Source organism: Mesorhizobium sp. B2-7-1 (genome assembly GCF_006440735.1).
GTDB lineage: Bacteria > Pseudomonadota > Alphaproteobacteria > Rhizobiales > Rhizobiaceae > Mesorhizobium.
The window spans coordinates 13171-31405 of the sequence record NZ_VFUA01000079.1; the positions used below are offsets into that span (position 1 = coordinate 13171).

Annotated in this window: 16 protein-coding genes; 9 read left to right on the forward strand and 7 right to left on the reverse strand. The window is 64.7% G+C overall.

Features of this window, described 5'->3' with window-relative positions; all coding sequences use genetic code 11:
- Positions 1–7: 7 nt before the first annotated feature.
- Genes FJ471_RS24425 through FJ471_RS24440 form a run of 4 tightly spaced genes read left to right on the forward strand, consistent with a single transcriptional unit; the run spans position 8 to position 3989 of the window.
- Positions 8–487: a TRAP transporter small permease subunit gene (locus tag FJ471_RS24425; protein ID WP_140807290.1), complete on the forward strand. Its 480-nt coding sequence runs from the start codon at positions 8–10 to the stop codon at positions 485–487.
- Between the two features lie 9 nt (positions 488–496).
- Entirely contained in the window at positions 497–1804 is a 1308-nt protein-coding gene (locus FJ471_RS24430) for a TRAP transporter large permease (RefSeq protein WP_140807291.1), read from the forward strand.
- A gap of 26 nt (positions 1805–1830) precedes the next feature.
- A complete protein-coding gene (aldA, locus tag FJ471_RS24435; protein ID WP_210242054.1) occupies positions 1831–3300 on the forward strand; it encodes an aldehyde dehydrogenase in 1470 nt (489 codons plus the stop codon).
- Positions 3301–3335: 35 nt separating this feature from the next.
- Entirely contained in the window at positions 3336–3989 is a 654-nt protein-coding gene (locus FJ471_RS24440; RefSeq protein ID WP_140807292.1) for a hypothetical protein, read from the forward strand.
- Here the strand turns inward: FJ471_RS24440 and FJ471_RS24445 are convergent.
- A complete protein-coding gene (locus tag FJ471_RS24445; RefSeq protein ID WP_140807293.1) occupies positions 3984–4688 on the reverse strand; it encodes a GntR family transcriptional regulator in 705 nt (234 codons plus the stop codon). The genes FJ471_RS24440 and FJ471_RS24445 overlap by 6 nt on opposite strands.
- A gap of 196 nt (positions 4689–4884) precedes the next feature.
- Here FJ471_RS24445 and FJ471_RS24450 point away from each other — a divergent pair, with 196 nt between their 5' ends.
- The 5 genes from FJ471_RS24450 (at position 4885) to FJ471_RS24470 (ending at position 11560) form a co-directional block, all read left to right on the forward strand.
- Positions 4885–6417 (forward strand): altronate dehydratase family protein, encoded by a 1533-nt coding sequence (locus FJ471_RS24450; RefSeq protein WP_140807294.1) that lies wholly within the window; start codon positions 4885–4887, stop codon positions 6415–6417.
- A gap of 221 nt (positions 6418–6638) precedes the next feature.
- Positions 6639–6824, forward strand: a complete 186-nt coding sequence (locus FJ471_RS24455) for a 4-oxalocrotonate tautomerase (protein WP_140807295.1) — start codon at positions 6639–6641, stop codon at positions 6822–6824.
- Between the two features lie 7 nt (positions 6825–6831).
- A complete protein-coding gene (locus FJ471_RS24460; protein ID WP_140807296.1) occupies positions 6832–8910 on the forward strand; it encodes a hydantoinase/oxoprolinase family protein in 2079 nt (692 codons plus the stop codon).
- On the forward strand, positions 8907–10667 hold the full coding sequence (locus tag FJ471_RS24465) for a hydantoinase B/oxoprolinase family protein (RefSeq protein ID WP_140807297.1): 1761 nt from the start codon (positions 8907–8909) through the stop codon (positions 10665–10667). Before FJ471_RS24460 ends, FJ471_RS24465 begins: the two co-directional genes overlap by 4 nt.
- Complete coding sequence (locus FJ471_RS24470; protein WP_140807298.1) at positions 10664–11560, forward strand: dihydrodipicolinate synthase family protein; 897 nt, start codon at positions 10664–10666, stop codon at positions 11558–11560. Before FJ471_RS24465 ends, FJ471_RS24470 begins: the two co-directional genes overlap by 4 nt.
- Before the next feature lie 91 nt (positions 11561–11651).
- On the opposite strand, the gene FJ471_RS24475 is transcribed toward FJ471_RS24470, so the two are convergent.
- The 6 genes from FJ471_RS24475 to FJ471_RS24500 all read right to left on the reverse strand — a co-directional run.
- Positions 11652–12530 (reverse strand): SMP-30/gluconolactonase/LRE family protein, encoded by an 879-nt coding sequence (locus FJ471_RS24475; RefSeq protein ID WP_140807299.1) that lies wholly within the window; start codon positions 12528–12530, stop codon positions 11652–11654.
- A gap of 2 nt (positions 12531–12532) precedes the next feature.
- Positions 12533–13501, reverse strand: a complete 969-nt coding sequence (locus FJ471_RS24480) for an ABC transporter permease (RefSeq protein ID WP_140807300.1) — start codon at positions 13499–13501, stop codon at positions 12533–12535.
- Positions 13498–14487 (reverse strand): ABC transporter permease, encoded by a 990-nt coding sequence (locus FJ471_RS24485; protein WP_246684821.1) that lies wholly within the window; start codon positions 14485–14487, stop codon positions 13498–13500. The genes FJ471_RS24480 and FJ471_RS24485 overlap by 4 nt, the downstream gene beginning before the upstream one ends.
- Before the next feature lie 42 nt (positions 14488–14529).
- Positions 14530–16032 (reverse strand): sugar ABC transporter ATP-binding protein, encoded by a 1503-nt coding sequence (locus FJ471_RS24490; protein WP_140807302.1) that lies wholly within the window; start codon positions 16030–16032, stop codon positions 14530–14532.
- Between the two features lie 165 nt (positions 16033–16197).
- Positions 16198–17265: a sugar ABC transporter substrate-binding protein gene (locus FJ471_RS24495; RefSeq protein WP_140807303.1), complete on the reverse strand. Its 1068-nt coding sequence runs from the start codon at positions 17263–17265 to the stop codon at positions 16198–16200.
- Between the two features lie 68 nt (positions 17266–17333).
- A partial coding sequence (locus FJ471_RS24500) for a substrate-binding domain-containing protein (RefSeq protein WP_246684822.1) occupies positions 17334–18235 on the reverse strand: 902 nt, incomplete at its 5' end.

Below are 18235 nucleotides of genomic sequence, written 5' to 3' on the forward strand. Positions count from 1 at the left end.
TGGGCCGATGCGGAAATTCCTGGTTTTCTGGAAGCGCTTCTCGGAGTCGGTGAGCGTCGTGGCATTCGCCCTGATGTTCGCCGGCTTCGTGATCGGCGTCGGGGGACGCTACGTCTTCAACACACCGGTCGCGTGGTCGAACGAGCTTTGCGCGATCGGCTTCGTCTGGATCGTCTTCTGGACGAGCGACATCCTCCTCAAGGAGCGCCAGCACATCGTCTTCGACGTGATCTACGGCGTGTTCCCGCCACCGGCGAGACGCATTCTGGCGCTCTTCATCACGCTGTCCCTTGCGCTGCTTTTCCTCGCCACGCTGGTGGCGATCGCCGACTACATCTGGTTTCTCCGAAGCCGCCATTCGATGCTGCTGAGAGTGCCTATGCCACTCGTCTTCGGATGCTTCCTGGCCTTCGTGATCGCCGTGGTGGTGAACTCCTTCATCCGCATCTGGCAGCTCCTTCGTCCGGGCTGGGAACAGCATCTCTAGGAAGACCGCATGTCGTTCGCAGCCATCACCATGTTCGTCCTGTTCTTCGTCTGGACGTTCCTCGGCATGCCGCTCGGCCATGCCATGCTTGCCGCCGGCATCGTTTATTTCCTGGTCAGCGGGGGCGATCTCGGCCTTGTCGCCAGCCAGAGCCTCAACGGCGTCTACGGCAACTTCGTCATGCTCGCCGTGCCGCTCTTCATCTTCTCGGCCGAATTGATGAATGCCGGCGAGATGACCGACAAGCTCTTCGGCTTCGCCAGCCTGATCGTCGGGCGGTTCCGCGGCGGGCTGGCCTATGTCAACATCATCGCCAGCGTCATCTTCGCCGGCATGAGCGGCAGCGCGCTTGCCGACGCGGCGGGGCCCGGCAAGATCTCCATCGACATGATGATCAAAGCCGGCTACCGGCCCGGCTTCGCGGCGGCGTTGACCTCCACCTCGGCGATCCTGGGTCCGATCATCCCGCCATCGATCCCGATGGTGCTCTACGGCGTCGTCACCAACACCTCGATCGGTTACCTCTTCCTCGGCGGCGTCGGCCCTGGCCTCTTCCTTGCCGCCGTCATGATGGGGCTCGTCGCCATCCAGGCGCGCATCCAGGATTTCCCCACACAGCCGAAGCCGACGCTGAAGGAAGCCATCGTCGTGACCCGCGACGCCGGGCCGACGCTGCTGCTGCCTGCCATCCTGCTGGGCGGGATCTACACTGGCGCGGTCACGCCGACCGAAGCGGCCGCTGTCGCGGCCTTTGTCGCGCTTGTGCTGGCGATCTTCTGGTACCGCACCATGTCGCCGAAGAAGCTTTTCGAGGTGCTGCTCAACTCTTCCAAATCCACCGCTATCGTGGGTATCACGATCGCTGGAGCGGTGGTGATGAACTATATCGTGGCTGCCGAACGGCTGCCTGCGGTGCTTGGCGTCTGGATCGCCGAGATGGACATGGGCCCGCGCATGTTCATGTTCGTCGTCACCCTGCTCTTCATCCTGCTGGGAGCACTCTTCGACACGCTTCTGCTGCTCCTCATCGTCATCCCGATCCTGATGCCGACGGTGCGGGAGCTCGGGATCGACCCGGTCTATTTCGGGGTCGTCTCGACGGTGAACATGATGATCGGGCTGATCCATCCGCCGATGGGCCAGGTGCTCTATCTGATCTCGGGCATCACCGGCATCAAGGTCGGTGCGATCCTGCGCGAGATCTGGTTGCTGCTGGCCCTGATGGTGATCTCGCTCTTCGTCCTCGTCTTCATTCCGCAGATCACGCTCTGGCTGCCCAAGATGGCGGGCTACGTGCCTGCCGGCGGCTTTCACTAGGCTTCTCTCACCTTGGAATTTTGCCCATGCCGGCCATGAAAGAACTTGTCAAAGGGACAGACCGCTACCGCCACTATATCGGCGGCCAGTGGGTGGATTCGACGATCAAGGAATGGATCGAGATCGAGAACCCGGCAACCGGCGCGGTGATCGCCTCGGTACCGAAAGGCGGAGAGGACGACGCCGATCGCGCACTGGTCGCCGCGCGCGCCGCGCAACCCGCCTGGGAGGCGATGCCGCCGGCCAGCCGCGGCCAATTGCTCAAGGACCTTGCCCGGCTCATCCTGGAGAACCGCGAGCGGCTCGCCCGCATCGTCGTCGCCGAACAGGGCAAGCCGATCCAGGAAGCGCGCGGCGAGATCGAAAGCGCGGCGCTTTACCTGACCTATGCCGCGGAAGAAGCCCGCCGCATCACCGGCGACATCCTGCCGTCCGACGTGCCGGACGAGCAGATCTGGATCCAGCGCGTGGCGCATGGCGTCGTGGTCGGCCTGACTGCCTGGAACTATCCGGCGGCGCTGATGTGCCGCAAGATGGGTCCGGCGCTGCTGGCCGGCAACACGATCGTCATCAAGTCGCATGAAGCGACCCCCGTCTCGGCGCTGGAAATCGCGCAGCTTTCCTCGCAGCTCGACTTTCCGCCCGGCGTCATCAACGTGGTTTCCGGCACCGGCGAAGGCATCGGCGCGGCGCTTGTGCGCCACCCGATCCCGCGGCTGATCACGCTCACGGGATCGGTGCGCGCAGGCAAGGAGATCTTCCGCGCAGCGGCCGACGACCTCAAGCTGCTCCGCCTCGAGCTCGGCGGCAAGGCGCCGTTCGTCGTGGCGGAAGACGCCGATATCGGCGCGGCGGTGCGCGCGGCGGTGCTGTCGCGCTTCGAGAATTGCGGCCAGATCTGCATCTGCAACGAGCGCATGTATGTCCATCGCAAGATCGCGGACGAGTTCCTCGACAAATTCACCCGCGCCGTGAAGGCGCTGAAGATTGGCGACCCGACCACGATGGTCGATGTCGGCCCGAAGGTCAGCGGCATCGAGTTGGACAAGGTCGACCGGATGGTGGACGAGGCCCGCAAGGCCGGCGCGAAGATCCTGACGGGCGGCCGGCGTCTGACCGAGGGCGAGTTTTCGCGCGGCCACTGGTATGAGCCTACCGTGATGACCGTCGCCGACAACCAGATGCGCATCATGCAGGACGAAGTGTTCGGTCCGGTGGTTCCGGTGATGACGGTCACGGACTTCGACGAGGGGCTGCGGCTCGCCAACGAATCCCGTTACGGGCTGTCGGCCTATGTCTTCACCAAGGACATGCGGCGCATGATGCGGCTGATCCGCGAGTTGAAGTTCGGCGAGATCTACGTCAACCGCCCCGGCGGCGACGCCGTTCACGCGCACCATGCCGGCATCCGTGACAGCGGCATCGGCGGCGAGGACGGCAAGTACGGTCTCGACGCCTACTTCCAGAAGAAGACGATCTACGTCAATTATGCCTGACTTCGGGCCGGCGCGCCTGTGAGGCTGGCGGCATCATGGCTGACGAAAAAGACATCGACGACGCCTTGTCAGGCCAACGCATCGCCGCGCTGGCCGATCTGAAGTCGCGGCTCGGCGCGCCCGGCACGATCGTCTGCCTCGGCAACGGGCCCTCGTCGGAGGACGCGCGTATCGCCAACTATGGCGGTGCGGCCCTGTTCCGCGTCAACTGGATCTGGCTGGAACGCGGTTGGATGGCCTCCCCCGACGTGGTCTTCACCGGCGACCCCGATGTGGTGCGGCTGGCGCGGGCGCCGATCGTGATCTTCCCGACGGAGGCCGAGGGAAAGCCGATCCTGCAAAGCTATGGCGCGGCTGCACGCCTGGCTGGCTACGCCTTTCTCGACCGTTTTGAACCGAGCGTCGCCGACCTGACAGCCGCCCGGATACCCACCAACGGCGCGCTGATGGTTGCGGTCGCCGCGCTTCTGCGGCCCAGCCGGCTTGTGGTCGCGGGGATCGACCTTTACCGCGACCCGCGCGGCAAATATCCCGGGCCGGCCGACAATGCCGAGGGCTACACCACCCGACATGGCGAAGCTGTCGACCTCGGGCTGATCGCAAGCGCGCTGCGGGGTTTCCGCGGCGAGTTGCATATCCTCAGCGACAATCTTCGCGGGGCTTTGAACGCTATTGGCGCCGGATCATGACGCTGCTTCGCGCGCGGCCCCGGCCGACGAGGCGCCCTGCTTCAGCAGTTTCGCCAGGAGCTTGACCTCGGCTTCGTTGTGGTTGCGCGCCAGCGTCTCGGCGTGATCCGCGTCTCCGGCGATGACCGTCTCGATCAGTTTCTGGTGCTCGGCGATCAATGCTTCGTAGTCGTCGGGCAGGAAGCCCGACTGCACCATGTGGAACCGCACCTGCTGCAGGATGAAACGGTGCTGTTCGGCGAGCCGCTTGTGATGGGCAAGCCCGACGATGGCGGTATGAAGGTCGAAATCGATTCCGATCGCATCCTGGAACCGCTTTTGCCGGACCGCCTGCACGAGTTCTTCGGCAATCGCGCGCAGGCGCTTGCCGTCGGCGGCCTGGACATTGGCCGCCGCCAGCCGGGCGCCAAGGCCTTCCAGCGCGCCGCGCAGCGTATAGATTTCCCAGGCATCGGAGACGGAAGCACCCGATACTTCCCAGCGGGTGAAAGCCACCTGCTTGACCAGCCCCTCATTGGCCAGTTGGGCCAGCGCGGAACGCACGGTGCCGCGGCTCACCTCGAGCTCTTCCGACAGTTGCGTCTCCAGCAACCTCTCGCCGGCCGGCAGGACGCCCTCCAGGATATGCGACCGGATCTGATCGGCCGCTCGCCGGTCGAGCAGCCGTTTTTCCGACTTGAGACTTGCCAGCTTCGCCATCAGCGCGACTCACACCCATCGCAAACGTACATATTCGGGCCAATCCGCCTTCGCAACGACCGCGCCCAAAAACCCTTTCGGCTGGGAAGCCGTCTCGTTCGGCCCTGGCCTTACAAAAGCTCCCTGCTATCCGCAATTTACGCTTGCTGATTGCTGACAATCAAGCGACTATATGCTCCAGCCGAGGAAATGATTGATGACGGTTCCTTCAGCCGTTGCGCTGCAGTTGAAAGCGGGTGACGAGATCGCCATCGCCCTGCGCGATATCGCGGCCGGCGAGCCGCTGTCGCCGTTCGGGCTCGTCGCGGCGACGGCCGTTCCCTTCGGACACAAGGTCTCTCTGCGGCCGCTTGGCCCCGGCGACGTCATTCATCGCCTCGGCCAGCCGATCGGCATCGCCACCGCGGCCATCCCGGCCGGCGCTCATGTCCATCTCGACAATATGGGCTTCGAGCAGTCGATGGCGGCCCACGCTGTCGGCACCAGGCTTTCCAATGCCGTGCGCCTCGCTCCGTCTCAGGTTCCTGCCTTCGAGGGATATCTGCGGGCCGACGGCAAGGCCGCCACCCGAAACTACGTCGGCGTGCTGACGTCGGTGAATTGTTCGGCGCTCGTGGCGCGGATGATTGCCGATCATTTCCGCCATCCGGCGGCGCTCGCCCCTTATCCCGGCATCGACGGCGTGGTCGCCCTGACGCATAAGTCCGGCTGCAGCGTCGCCGACGGCTCGATGTCGATGGGCATGCTGCGCAGGACGCTTGGCGGCTATGCCCGGCACCCCAACTTTGCTGGAGTGCTTCTGGTCGGGCTCGGCTGCGAGGACAACCAGATCGACCAGTTGGTCGAGGAAGAAAATCTTGAGCTCGGCGACGGCCTCGCCAGGCTGGTCATGCAGGAAACGGGCGGCACGCGCTCCAGCGTGGCGCGCGGCATCGAGATCGTCGAGGCAATGCTCGAGCGCGCGGCAAAGGCCGAGCGCCGGCCCATTCCCGCCAGCGAACTCATGGTCGGCCTGCAATGCGGCGGCTCCGACTCCTTTTCCGGCATCACCGCCAATCCGGCGCTGGGCGCGGCGGTCGACCGGTTGGTGGCCTGCGGCGGCACGGCGATCCTCGCCGAAACGCCCGAGATCTACGGCGCCGAAAATCTCTTGCTCGAACGCGCTGTCAGCCCCGAGGTCGGCCAGCGGCTGATCGGCCTGCTCGACTGGTGGGAAGACTACACCAAAAACGAGCCCCAGGGTTTCGACAACAATCCCTCCCCCGGCAACAAGGCCGGCGGCCTCACCACGATCCTCGAAAAGTCGCTGGGCGCGGTCGCCAAGGGCGGCTCGACGAACCTTGTCGAAGTCTATGGCTACGGCCAGCCGGTGGAAAAGCGCGGCCTGGTCTTCATGGATTCGCCCGGCTTCGACCCGATGTCGGCGACCGGGCAAGTGGCGGGCGGCGCCAATCTGATCGCCTTTACCACCGGACGCGGGTCCTGCTTCGGCTGCCGGCCGGCACCGTCGATCAAGCTTGCCACCAACACCGCCATGTACGCCCGCATGGAAGAGGACATGGACATCAATTGCGGCGCGATCCTCGACGGCGAGAAATCCGTCGAGGAGATGGGCGAGGAGATTTTCCGGGCCATGCTGGCGACCGCCTCCGGCAGGCCCACCAAGAGCGAACTGCTGGGCTATGGCGAGGACGAGTTCGCGCCATGGCACGTCAACGCATGGCTTTAGAGCATGATCCCGAAAAGTGAGAACCGGTTTTCGGAGAGATCATGCTCCAACAAAGAGTTAGATCAGGATGGCGATTCAACGAACGTCATCCTGATCTAGAGAGCAATTCCAGGAAAAGTGTGAGCTGTTTTCCGTCCGGAATTGCCTCGAAACAAAGAGATAGAGCGGTTCGCCGTTGCCGTGAAACGGCGAACCGCTCAAGGAAAAGAAACGAGGGGATTGTGCCGGCCATCAATGTGAAGCTGCTGAAGGGGCGCACGATAGAGCAAAAGCGTGAGTTCGCCCGCGTCGTGACGCAGGAGGCGAGCCGCATCCTCAAATGCGCGCCGGAAGCGATCGATATCATCTTCGAGGATGTCGAGAAGCACGACTGGGCCGTCGGCGGCGCGCTCGCCAGCGACAAGTAAACCAGCGATGCCTGCAACCGCCCGGCTCGGTGTCGACATCGGAGGCACCTTCACCGATCTCGTCCTGTCGCGAGACGACGGAGTGGTGTTTTCGGCCAAGGTGAGCTCCACCCCGGCCGCGCCCGAACAGGCCGTTCTTGGCGGCATGCGGCAGTTGTTCGAAGAAAGCGGTACGCGCCCGGGTCAACTCGCCGAAGTCGTGCACGGAACCACCGTCGGATCGAACACGCTGCTGCAGAAGGCAGGCGCGCGAACGGGCCTGATCACGACGCGCGGCTTCCGCGACGTGCTGGAAATCGGCAGACTTCGCACGCCCGGCATGTTCGACCTCACCTGGGACAAGCCCGAACCTTTGGTGGCGCGCCGCTACCGGCTGGAGGCTGAGGAGCGCACGCTGGCCGACGGCACGATCATGACGCCGCTCAGGGAAACGGACGTGATCGAGGCGGGCCGCTTCTTCATCGCCGAAGGCGTGCAATCCGTCGCGATCTGCTTCCTGAATTCCTACAAGAACCCGACCAACGAGCGGGCGGCCCTGCAGGCATTCGCCGTTGCCTTTCCGGGCATTCCGGTCACCGCTTCGGTTGACGTCCTGCCGGAGGCGGGTGAGTACGAACGCACATCGACCGTCGCGGTGAACGCCTATGTGCTGCCGTCGCTGAGCGCATATCTGGTCCGGCTCGAGCAAGGCCTGCGCAAGGCGGGCGTCACCGCGCCTCTCCTGATCGGCAATTCCAACGGCGGCCTCTCCTCTTCGGCCACGGCGCGGCAAAAACCGGTGTTCTTCATCTCTTCCGGCCGTTCCTCCGGCGCTGTCGGAGCGGCGCGCCTCGGCGCGGCGATCGGCGAACCGGATCTGGTTGCCTTCGACATGGGAGGCACGACGGCTTCCGCGGCGCTCGTCAGCCGCGGTGTCTTGAGCCGCACCCACGAGTATGAGTTCCGGGCCGGAATGTCCGTGCCCTCGCGTTTCATCAAGGCCGGCGGATACATGATGCGTGTGCCGACGGTCGATGTGGCGGAGGTCGGCAACGGCGCCGGTTCGATCGCCGCGATCGATGCCGCCGGGCTCATCACCGTCGGCCCGATCTCTGCCGGGGCAAATCCGGGTCCGGTCTGCTACGGCCTTGGCGGCGCGAGACCGACCGTGACGGACGCCAATGTGGTGCTTGGCTTCCTGCCGGGGAAGCTTGCCGGCGGCAGTGTCGTGCTTGATATCGAGGCGGCACGGCAGGCGATCGAACAGGCCATAGGCAGGCCACTCGGCCTGTCGGTCGAGGCCGCCGCGCGCGGCATCCGCGAGATCGCAAACGCCAACATGGTGCGGGCCATCCGCGCCGTCACCGTCGAGCGCGGTCTTGATCCGCGTGGGCTGACGCTGCTCGCCTATGGGGGATCCGGACCTGTCCATGCCTGCGACCTGGCCGCGATGCTCGACATCGGTCGCGTCGTCTTCCCGCCATCGCCGGGCGTGTTCACCGCGACGGGCATGTTGGCCGGCAGCGTCGAGCACCACGAATTGCGGCCATTGCAAGGGATATTGCAATCGTTGGGCGCCGCGCAGGTCGAAGCCGCGGCGCAAGAGATGCGCCATGCCGCGACCGCCGCGTTGACGGCACAGGGCTACAGCCCCGAAACGATCACCTTCGCCGCCATGATGGACCTGCGGCTGCAGGGACAGGACGCGGCGCTTACGATCCCGCTCGACGGCCCCTTCGACCCGGCCGCCATGCGGCCGCTCTTCCTTGCCGCCTATCGTGACACCTATGGCTACACGCCGACCGACACGATCGAGGCCGTTGTGCTGCGCTTGCATGCGCATGCACGAAGCGGCGCGCCATTCGACTTCCGGACCGCGCGGCCAGCAGAGGCGACCGCCTCCGGTGCGCCATCTTTGCGCCTCATCCATTTCGGTCCAGCCATGGCGCTCGACACGCCGGTCGTGCGCCGCGACACGGTGCGAGGCAAATCAAGCGGTCCGCTCGTCATCGACTGCCCGGATACGACCATCGTCATTCCGCCCGGCTTCACCGTCGGACCGGATAATACGGGCAGCCTCGTGGCGACATCGGGGGCGACGCGATGAACACCGTCGACCCCATCACCTTCGCCGTCATCAAGTCGGGTCTCGACACCATCGTCGATGACATGGCCTATGCCGTGATGCGCACGGCCCGCTCCCCCATCGTGCGCGACGTCCTCGACTATTCGGTCACCATCTGCGACCGCCAGGGACGTATCCTGTCGCAGGCGAAGACCGTGGCGCTGCATCTCGGCGCGGTTCCCGACGCGATGGCCGTCGTGCTGGAACGGTTCCAAGGCGATCTCTTCCCCGGCGATGTGATCGTCCTCAACGATCCTTATGACGGCGGCATGCACCTGCCCGACATATTCATGTTCAAGCCGATCTTCGCCTCCGAGCGGCTGCTCGGGTTTTCGGTGGTCATCGCCCACCATTGCGACGTCGGCGGTCGCGTGCCGGGCTCGAACGCGTCGGATTCCACCGAAATCTTCCAGGAAGGAATCCGCATCGCGCCGATGAAGCTCTATGAGCGCGGCGCGCCCAACCGGACGCTGCTGACCATCATCGAGAGGAATGTGCGGCTGCCCGATCTGGTGCTCGGCGATCTCGATGCGCAATACGCCACCTGCAACATCGGCGAGCGGGAGATGCTGCGCCTGTTCGCACGCTACGGCGACGACCTGGAGATCTATTTCGACCGGCTGATCGACTATGGCGAAGCGCTGACCCGCAAGGCCATTTCGTCCTGGCCGGACGGTGATTACACCTTCACCGACTATATCGACGGCGATGGCTTCTCGACCGAACCGATCCCGATCGCCTGCAAGATCACGGTGAAGGGCGACCATCTGTGGGTCGATTTCGCCGGCTCGTCGCCGCAGGTCAAGGGCGCGATCAACGCGACGCTGTCCTTCACCAAATCGTCCACCTATCTCAGCATACGCTGCGCGCTCGACCATGACGTGCCGAACAACGCCGGCGTCTACCGCTGCATCACGGTGACGGCGCCCGAGGGTTCCATCCTCAACCCGACCATGCCGGCGCCGGTCGCGGCGCGCGCCCTGACCGGCTACAGGGTAGTGGATACGGTGCTCGGCGCGCTGGCCCGGATCGCGCCCGCGAAACTGATGGCGGCTGGCGAAGGCGGCAACACGGTCGTGGCCATCGGCGGCTATCATGGCGATGCCAAACGTCCCTTCGTGTTGGTCGACATGATCAACGGAGCATGGGGCGGCCGCGCCGACAAGGATGGCATCGAAGGCGTCACCAATCCCAGCCAGAACATGTCGAACCTGCCGATCGAAACGATCGAGGCCCGCTATCCCCTGCTAATGGAGGAATACTCGCTGCGGCCGGACTCGGGCGGCGCCGGGCAGTTTCGCGGCGGGCTGGGGCTCAACCGCCAGTACCGGCTGCTGGCCGACCACGCCGTTCTCCAGCTGCGCGCGGATCGCCACGAGCACCCGCCCTACGGCCTCTTCGGCGGAGCGCCCGGCGCTTTGTCGCGCAATAGCATCAAGCAGGGTGGCGACTGGCGGGAGCTGCCGGCCAAGGTCACGCTCGAAATAGGCAAGGACACGGTGCTGCGTCACGAGCAAGCCGGCGGCGGCGGATGGGGCGATCCAAGCCTGCGCGACCGCGCTGCCCTTGTCGCCGACCTGGCCAACGGCAAGGTTTCGCCCGAACGGGCCAAAACCGACTACGGCAACGATGACGCAGTTCCGCCGAACGTTCCGTCGGCGCCTGGCGCGATGCGAACTACCGATTCATCTTCGATGCCGCTCGACAGCCGCATCCCAACCAAGGAGAAGACCTCATGACCTGGAGCGGCGTATTTCCCGCGGTGACCACCAAGATGGATGCTTCCGGCGCCATCGACCTGAAAGCCACGCAAGCCAGTATCGACCGGCTGATCAAGAACGGCGTGTCGGGCGTGATCGTCCTGCCCATGCTTGGCGAGAATGCCACGCTGACCCAGCCGGAGCGCGATTCGGTGGTCTCGGCCGCCAGGGAAGTGGTGGCCGCACGAGTGCCGCTGCTTTCCGGCCTTGCGGAATTGTCCACCGACAACGCCGTCTGGGCCGCGCGCAACTACCAGAAGCTCGGCGCGCAGGGATTGATGACCTTCCCGAGCCTTGCCTACCGTACCGATCGCCGCGAGACCGTGGCCTGGTACAAGGCAGTCGCCGAAGCCAGCGACCTGCCGGTGATGATCTACAACAATCCGATCGCCTACAAGGTCGATGTCGATGTCGAGACCTTGAAAGGCCTGGCCGACGTTCCCGGCATCGTGGCGATCAAGGAAGAGACCGGCGACATCCGCCGCGTCACCGATCTTTTCAATGCCTTTGGCGACCGCTTCGACATCTTTTGCGGCGTCGATGACCTGATCCTGGAGAGCCTTGCGCTGGGCGTTGTCGGGTGGGTATCCGGCATGACCAACGCCTGGCCGGACGAATGCGTGAAACTGTTCAACGCAGGCCGCGCGGCCGACCTGAAGACCGCGCTGCCGCTGTACCGCCTGATGACCCCTGCCTTCCACCTCGATACCGATGTCAAGCTGGTCCAGTACATCAAGATGGCCGAGCACCTCGTCTACGGCGCCCCGGAGCACGTCCGCAGGCCCCGCCTGCCGATCGAAGTCAGCGAAAAGGCCAAAGTGGTGGCCGTGATCAACGAAACCATCGCCGGCCTGCGATCGCATTTTGCTTGATGCAATGGCGGCAGCTTCGATGGCGACGGGACCGCCTCGTTACGAAAGGTCGAGACACCGCCCGTGATATCGTCGGCCTCGATTGCCGGCGTTATCCCTTGAATGCCGGCAGCGTCAGGCCCTTGACGCCGACGTCGAGCGCGAACAGCCCGCCCGGCTGCTTCTGCCCGACGAAATGGCTTGCAGGACGCTTGAGCACGGCAGAGGTGACATAGAGGATGTCGAGGTCCTTGCCGCCGAACTCGCAGCAGGTCGGCAGGTCGGTCGGCAGCAGCACCGTCTGCATCAGCCTGCCCTTCGGATCGTAGCGGCAGACCTTGCTGGTCACCGGGACGGTCACCCAGTAGCAGCCCTCGGCATCGACCGTGGCGCCATCGGCGACGCCGCCGGTGACCGTCATGTCGATGAAGGTGCGGCGGTTCTCGATACCGCCGGTGGCGGGATCGAAATCATAGGCCCACACCGCGCCGGCATGGCTGTCGGAGAAATACATGGTGTTCGAATCCGGGCTCCAGGCGAGCCCGTTGGAGCAGCCGATGCCGTCGATCATCTTGTGCACGGAAAGATCGGCGTCGAGCCGGTAAAGCGCGCCGATGAATTCGAGCTGGCCCGGGGCTTCGAACATCGAGCCCGACCAGAACCGTCCCTGCCGGTCCGGCTTGCCGTCATTGAAGCGGGTCTTCGGCATATGCGCTTCCGGGTCGACGATTGCCTCGAACTTGCCGGTCGCAGGATCGAAGAAATGGAACCCATCGGCCATGGTCAGAACCAGGCCGCCCTTCTCGCGCAGGCCGAGGCAGCCGAGATATTCCGGCGTCTCGAACACCTCGTCCTTGCCGGTAGCGGGATCGTAGCGGTGGATCAGTTTCTTCCAGATGTCGATCCACCACAGCACGCCGGCCTTCGGATCCCAGAGCGTGCCTTCGCCAAGCTCTGCCCCCGCATCGACGACGCAAGTGATTTCGACCATGTTCAAGCCCTTCTGCCGCGAATTCTGCCGCCGAGCCCGGCGAAGGTCTCGCTGCCGATCGACACCGTGATCAGGATCACCGCGCCATAGACGACGAGCAGCGCGCCGCTCGACAGGTTGAGCGCCGGCAAGAGCCCGGTGAGGATGGTGAGCACCATGGCGCCCGCGACGGTGCCGAGATAATGCCCGCTGCCGCCGAGGATCGAGGCGCCGCCGATGGCGACCGCGGCGATCGAGGTGAACAGATAGGCGTCGCCCATGCCGAGATAGGCCTGGCCGGAATAGCCTGTCAAAAGCATGCCGGCGAAAGCGGCGGTGAGGCCCGAGACGACATAGGTCAGGATGGTGGTGCGCGCCGTCGGCACGCCGGAGAATTCGGCGACGGTGGCGCTGGTGCCGAGCGCATAGAGGTGGCGCCCGAATGCCGCCTTGGAAAGCAGCAGCGTGGCGATCAACGTCAGCGCGAGCCAGATCAGCGCGATGACCGGAAAGCCACCGAGCCGCCCGACCGACAGGAACTGGATCAGCGCCGGCGCCGACGGCGTCGGCGAGCCGCCGGTCAAAACCAGGATCAGGCCCTGCAGGATGACGTTGGTGGCCAAGGTCATGATGATCGGCGGCACGCCGAACTGGGCGACGCCGACGCCGTTGACAAGCCCGATGAAGGCGCCGCCGGCGAGCAAAAGCGGCATGACCCAGACCAGCGGCAAATCCTGCCCGCCGCAGAGCAGCGCCATGACGATCGCGGCAGAATTCAGAACCCAGGGCACCGACAGGTCGATGCCGCCGCCGATGATGACGAAAGTCTGGCCGAGCGCGACGATGCCGACGAAAGCCGCCAGCACGACGGTCGAGCGCATGTTGGAGACCGAGAGGAAACCTGGCGAGAAAATCGCCGTGACCAGGAGCAGCACGACCATGCCGGCATAGGCAAGCACGATAAGGCGATTGCGGGCGAGGAAAGCGCTCATTGCACGCGGCTCCTCGCGGCTTTCTCGGCGACCGAGCTGGCGAGCACCGAGAGCAGCAGGATGACGCCGGACGCGACCGGTTGCCAATAGCTCGACACGTGCAGGACGAAGACCAGGTTGCCGATGAGGGTGAGCACGAAAGCGCCGATCAGCGTGCCGGCGAGATGGCCGCGACCGCCGAACAGGCTGACGCCGCCGATGACCGCGGCTGCCACCGAAGGCAGGATATAGTCCTTGCCGATGGTCGGCGAGCCGGCGCCCGTCTGCGTTATCAGGAACAGCGCGGCGCCCGCGGCGAACAGGCCGGACAGGCCGTAGGTGACGATGTTGACGCGGGTGATGGAAACACCCGACAGGAAGGCCGATTTCTCGTTGGAGCCGGAGGCCTGGATGGTGATGCCGACGCGCGTCGCGCAAAACCACCACCAGAACACGAACAGCCCCAGCAGCATCCAGACAGGACTGGTCAGGCCGAGGAGCTGCGCGGAAGCGAAGCCAACCCACCAACCGGGAACGCTGCCGCCATCGGTCGGCAGGATGATCATGGCGACGCCGTTGAGGATCGACCAGGTGGCGAGCGTCACCAGGAAAGGCTGCAGCTTGAGCAGCGAGATCAGCAAGCCGTTGAGCGCGCCGATGAGGAAACCGAGCGCCAGTATTGTCAGCCCCCAGAACGCCGTGGTCGAAGGATCGTCGGTGAAGCGCGTCGCCGCGATCACCGTGCCGAGGCTGATCATGCCGCCGATCGACAGGTCGATGCCGCCGCGCAGCAGAACGATGGTCTGTCCTGTCGCCGCCAGCATCAGCGTCATCGCCGCCGCCGTGTCGAGATTGAGTTCGTCCAGCGTGAACACGCCGGACTGCAGGCTGCCATAGATGGCGACGATCAAGGCCAGCATCAGGCAGGCGACCAGGAACGGCGCGCGGTCGAGCGCGCGGCCGCGCCAATCGACGCCCGGCCTGGTGTCCTTCGTTTGCGCCGGCATCTGCGCCGTCTCCACAGTTTGCTCCGCGGACATCACCATGCCTCAGGCGGCCCTGGTTTCAAGCATGGCGGCGCGCAGGATTCCCTCCTCCGAAATATGATCGCCTTCGAGCGCCGCGGCGATGCGGCCGTTGCGCATGACCAGCACGCGGTCTGCGACATGGACGAGCTCCGGCATGTCGCTCGAATGGAACAGGATCGCGTAGCCCTTGGCGGCGAGGTCGCGCATCAGCTGGAAGATCTCGCCCTTGGTGCCGACATCGACACCGCGCGTCGGATCGTAGAGCAGCAGCACGCGCGCTTGCGTCAGAAGCATCTTGCCGAAGATCACCTTCTGTTGGTTGCCGCCGGACAGCGTGCCGGCGAGCTGTTCCGGGGTGCCGGCCTTGATACGCAGGAAATCGACCATCTCCTTGACGAGGGCCGCTTCTTTCTGCCGGCTGAGCAGGCCGTTTTCGGTGAAACGCTTGATCACCGACAGCGTCAGGTTCTCGCGCACGCTCTTGGTCAGGAGCAGACCCTGGCCGCGCCGGTCTTCCGGCACCAGCGCGATGCCGTCCTTGCCGGTCAGGGCCTGGCGCGGATTGCCGATCGCGGTGGGCTTGCCCCAAAGTTCGATCGTGCCGTTCGCCTTCGTGGCGCCGAACAGCGCCTGGAACAGCTCGCGCTGGCCGTGGCCCTGCAGACCGCCAACGCCGAGCACCTCGCCCTCGCGGAGCGAAAAGTCCACGCCCGAAAGCCGGCTGCCGCTGGCGAGGTTCGCGACCTTGAGCGCGATGCGATCGGTCATGGTCGGCACGCGCTCGGGATAGAGCCGGTCGAGATGCCGGCCGATCATCTGGGTGACGATCTCGTCGTCGGAGACGGCATTGGCCTCATGCGCGGCGACGGTGCTGCCATTGCGGAAGATGGTCAGCCGGTCGGCGATGGCGCGCACCTCAGCCATGCGGTGCGAGATGAAGATGACCAGCCTGCCTTCGGCGGCTAGTTGGCGGGTGAGCTTGAGCAGCCACTCGGCCTCCCGCGCCGGCAGCGCCGAGGTCGCCTCGTCGAGGATCAGGATGCGCGGGTCCTTGGCCAGGCCTTTGGCGATCTCGACGATCTGCCGCTCGGCCAGCGTCAGCCGCCGCAATTCCTGCTCGGGGCGCAGCGCCGGGAAATCGTATTTTTCGAGCAGCGCCAGCGTCCTGCGGTGCATCTCGCCGCGATTGACGGTGCCAAGCAGGGTCCGAGGTTCGTGGCGAAACCAGATGTTCTGCTCGACGCTGAGATCGGGAATGAGCGACAGTTCCTGGAAGACGGCGGCAATGCCGCGCGCCCGCGCGGCATCCGGATTGGCGGGGCGATAGTCCTGCCCGTCGATGAGGATCGAACCGCCGTCATGCTGCACGGCACCGGACAGGATCTGGATGAAGGTGCTTTTGCCGGCGCCATTCTCACCGAGCAGCGCGTGCACCTCGCCGACCCGGGCGCTAAATGCGGCTTCGCTCAGCGCGACGATGCCGCCATAGCGTTTGGACAGACCGTTGACGGTGACGAGATCCATGGGCCGCTTTCTGGAGCGTTTCACCGTTTCACGGAAACGGCGAACCGCTCTATCTCCCAGTTTTACGCAATTCCGGGGGAAAACCGCTCACACTTTTCCTGGAATTGCTCGAAAAGGTCTCCCGGCACCGCTCGATGCCGGGAGACAGGATCGTGGAACAGGATGTTACTTGCTGCCGGCCGCTTCCGCGGCGGTGATCTCGACCCAGTCGGGCGTGATCGGCAGGGTCAGGCCGGGCGCCTGGTCGGGAAAGGCATTCTCGCCGACCGCGATCTTGATCATCTTGGTGCCCGGATAGAGCTTCGACTCGAAAGGATCGGTCGTCACGAAATCGCCCTTGACCGACACCGAACGTTCGGCCGGCTTCTTGCCGGTGTCCAGGATATCCACCGCCAGCTTTATCGCTTCCGAGGACAGATAGGCCGGATTCGAGCCGAGGATGCACTTGGCGCCCTGCGTCTGCGCGCAAGTGACGGCCGCGACATTGTAGGAGAAGCCGACGACCGGGACGATCGGCCGGCCGGCGTCCTTCAGCGCCTGGATGGCGCCCGAGCCGTAGCCTTGCGTCATGATGCCGTCGATCTTCGGATTGGCGGCAAGCAGTGCCGCCACGCCGGACTGTTCCGGACCGAGCGCATAGTTGCCATTGTAATAGCCGACAACCTTGATGTCGGGATATTTCGCCAGCACCTTCTCATAACCGCCTTGCAATTGCGCCGAGATCGGCGCGCCGGCGAGGCCGCGGTCGAGGATGATGTTGCCCTTGCCGCCAAGCTGGGTGGCCATCCACTCGGCCATGACGGCGGGGATGCGGTCCCAATCGGAAGCGACGGCATAGGCGCAAGGCTCGGTCACCACCTGGTCGAAGCTGATGACGACGATGCCGGCGTCGCAGGCCTTCTTGATCGTGGGGTTGAGCGCCGAATCCGAACCGGCATCGACCAGGATCGCGTCCGGCTTCTGGCGGATGATGTTGTTCAGCGAGTTGATCTGCGCCTGGACGGTGTTCTCGACATTCTCGATCTTGAGGTCGACGCGGCCTTTCAGCGGCCCCTTGTTGACCGACACCGTGGCGACGCGCTCCATCTGCTGGCGCCAGTCGTTGCCGACGAAATTGTTGGAGAGATAGATGGTGTAAGGCTTCTTGTCCTCGGCATGGCCCGCCTGCATGCCAACCGCCATCATCGTGGCGGCAAGCGCTGCGAGGCCGGTGTAACGGCTCAATAATTTCATGATTTTCTCCTCCCGTTTTTTAGTTTCGAAATCGTGGCGCCCACTGCGGCGCCCCCGCACTCCTCAAATCAGGTTCCCGAGGCCTCCTTGGGCGTGATCTCCACCCAGCTCGGCGATACCGGCAGCGAAAGGCCCGGCGCCAGGTCGGGGAACACGGTCTTGCCGAGCTCGATCTTCACCGCCGAGGAATTCGGCGCGTATTTAGCGTCGACCATATCCGTGGTCAGGCCGGGCGAGTTGAACAGCACGGTCGTGTCGGTCGGCTTCTTGCCGGTATCGAGAATGTCCACCGCGAGCTTGATCGCTTCCGCGGACAGCGACGGCGGATTGGCGCCGAGCCAGCATTTCGCGCCCTTGGTCTCGGCGCAGGTGACGCCGGTGCCGTTGAAGGCGGCGGCGACGACCGGCACCATCGGCCGGTCGGCATTCTGCAGCGCCTTGATGGCGCCGGTGCCGTAGCCCTGCGAGAAGATGCCGTCGACCTCCGGATGCGCGGCTAGCAGGCTCGCCACGCCTTCCTGTTCAGGCCCTGCGGCGTAGTTGCCGTTGAAATAGCCGACGATCTCGATGCCGGGATATTTCTTGAGCACGGCGCCGAAATTCTTTTCGAACTGCTCGGATATCGGCGCCCCGGCGAGACCCCGATCCATGAAGACCTTGCCCTTGCCGCCGAGCATGGAGGCCATCCATTCGGCCTGGTTGTTGGCCATGATGTCGAAGTCGGAATGCAGCTTGTAGGCACATTCGGCCGACACGGTCTGGTCGAAGCTGACGACGATGATGCCGGCGTCGCAGGCTTTCTTGATCGTGGGATTGAGAGCCTCGGCCGATGATGCGTCGATCAGGATGGCGTCGGGCTTTTGCCGGATGATGTTGTTCAGGGAATTGATCTGCGCCTGGACCGTGTTCCCCGACCTGGCGCCGGGCCTTTCGCTGCCGGTATCGCCGAGCTGGGTGGAGATCACGCCCA

What these genes read in the sequence shown, in the direction of transcription:
- FJ471_RS24425 (WP_140807290.1), top strand. Translation starts at nt 8, where the DNA reads ATGCGGAAATTCCTGGTTTTCTGGAAGCGCTTCTCGGAGTCGGTGAGC.
- FJ471_RS24430 (WP_140807291.1), top strand. Translation starts at nt 497, where the DNA reads ATGTCGTTCGCAGCCATCACCATGTTCGTCCTGTTCTTCGTCTGGACG.
- aldA (WP_210242054.1), top strand. Translation starts at nt 1,831, where the DNA reads ATGCCGGCCATGAAAGAACTTGTCAAAGGGACAGACCGCTACCGCCAC.
- FJ471_RS24440 (WP_140807292.1), top strand. Translation starts at nt 3,336, where the DNA reads ATGGCTGACGAAAAAGACATCGACGACGCCTTGTCAGGCCAACGCATC.
- FJ471_RS24445 (WP_140807293.1), bottom strand. Translation starts at nt 4,688, where the DNA reads ATGGCGAAGCTGGCAAGTCTCAAGTCGGAAAAACGGCTGCTCGACCGG.
- FJ471_RS24450 (WP_140807294.1), top strand. Translation starts at nt 4,885, where the DNA reads ATGACGGTTCCTTCAGCCGTTGCGCTGCAGTTGAAAGCGGGTGACGAG.
- FJ471_RS24460 (WP_140807296.1), top strand. Translation starts at nt 6,832, where the DNA reads ATGCCTGCAACCGCCCGGCTCGGTGTCGACATCGGAGGCACCTTCACC.
- FJ471_RS24465 (WP_140807297.1), top strand. Translation starts at nt 8,907, where the DNA reads ATGAACACCGTCGACCCCATCACCTTCGCCGTCATCAAGTCGGGTCTC.
- FJ471_RS24470 (WP_140807298.1), top strand. Translation starts at nt 10,664, where the DNA reads ATGACCTGGAGCGGCGTATTTCCCGCGGTGACCACCAAGATGGATGCT.
- FJ471_RS24475 (WP_140807299.1), bottom strand. Translation starts at nt 12,530, where the DNA reads ATGGTCGAAATCACTTGCGTCGTCGATGCGGGGGCAGAGCTTGGCGAA.
- FJ471_RS24480 (WP_140807300.1), bottom strand. Translation starts at nt 13,501, where the DNA reads ATGAGCGCTTTCCTCGCCCGCAATCGCCTTATCGTGCTTGCCTATGCC.
- FJ471_RS24485 (WP_246684821.1), bottom strand. Translation starts at nt 14,487, where the DNA reads ATGCCGGCGCAAACGAAGGACACCAGGCCGGGCGTCGATTGGCGCGGC.
- FJ471_RS24490 (WP_140807302.1), bottom strand. Translation starts at nt 16,032, where the DNA reads ATGGATCTCGTCACCGTCAACGGTCTGTCCAAACGCTATGGCGGCATC.
- FJ471_RS24495 (WP_140807303.1), bottom strand. Translation starts at nt 17,265, where the DNA reads ATGAAATTATTGAGCCGTTACACCGGCCTCGCAGCGCTTGCCGCCACG.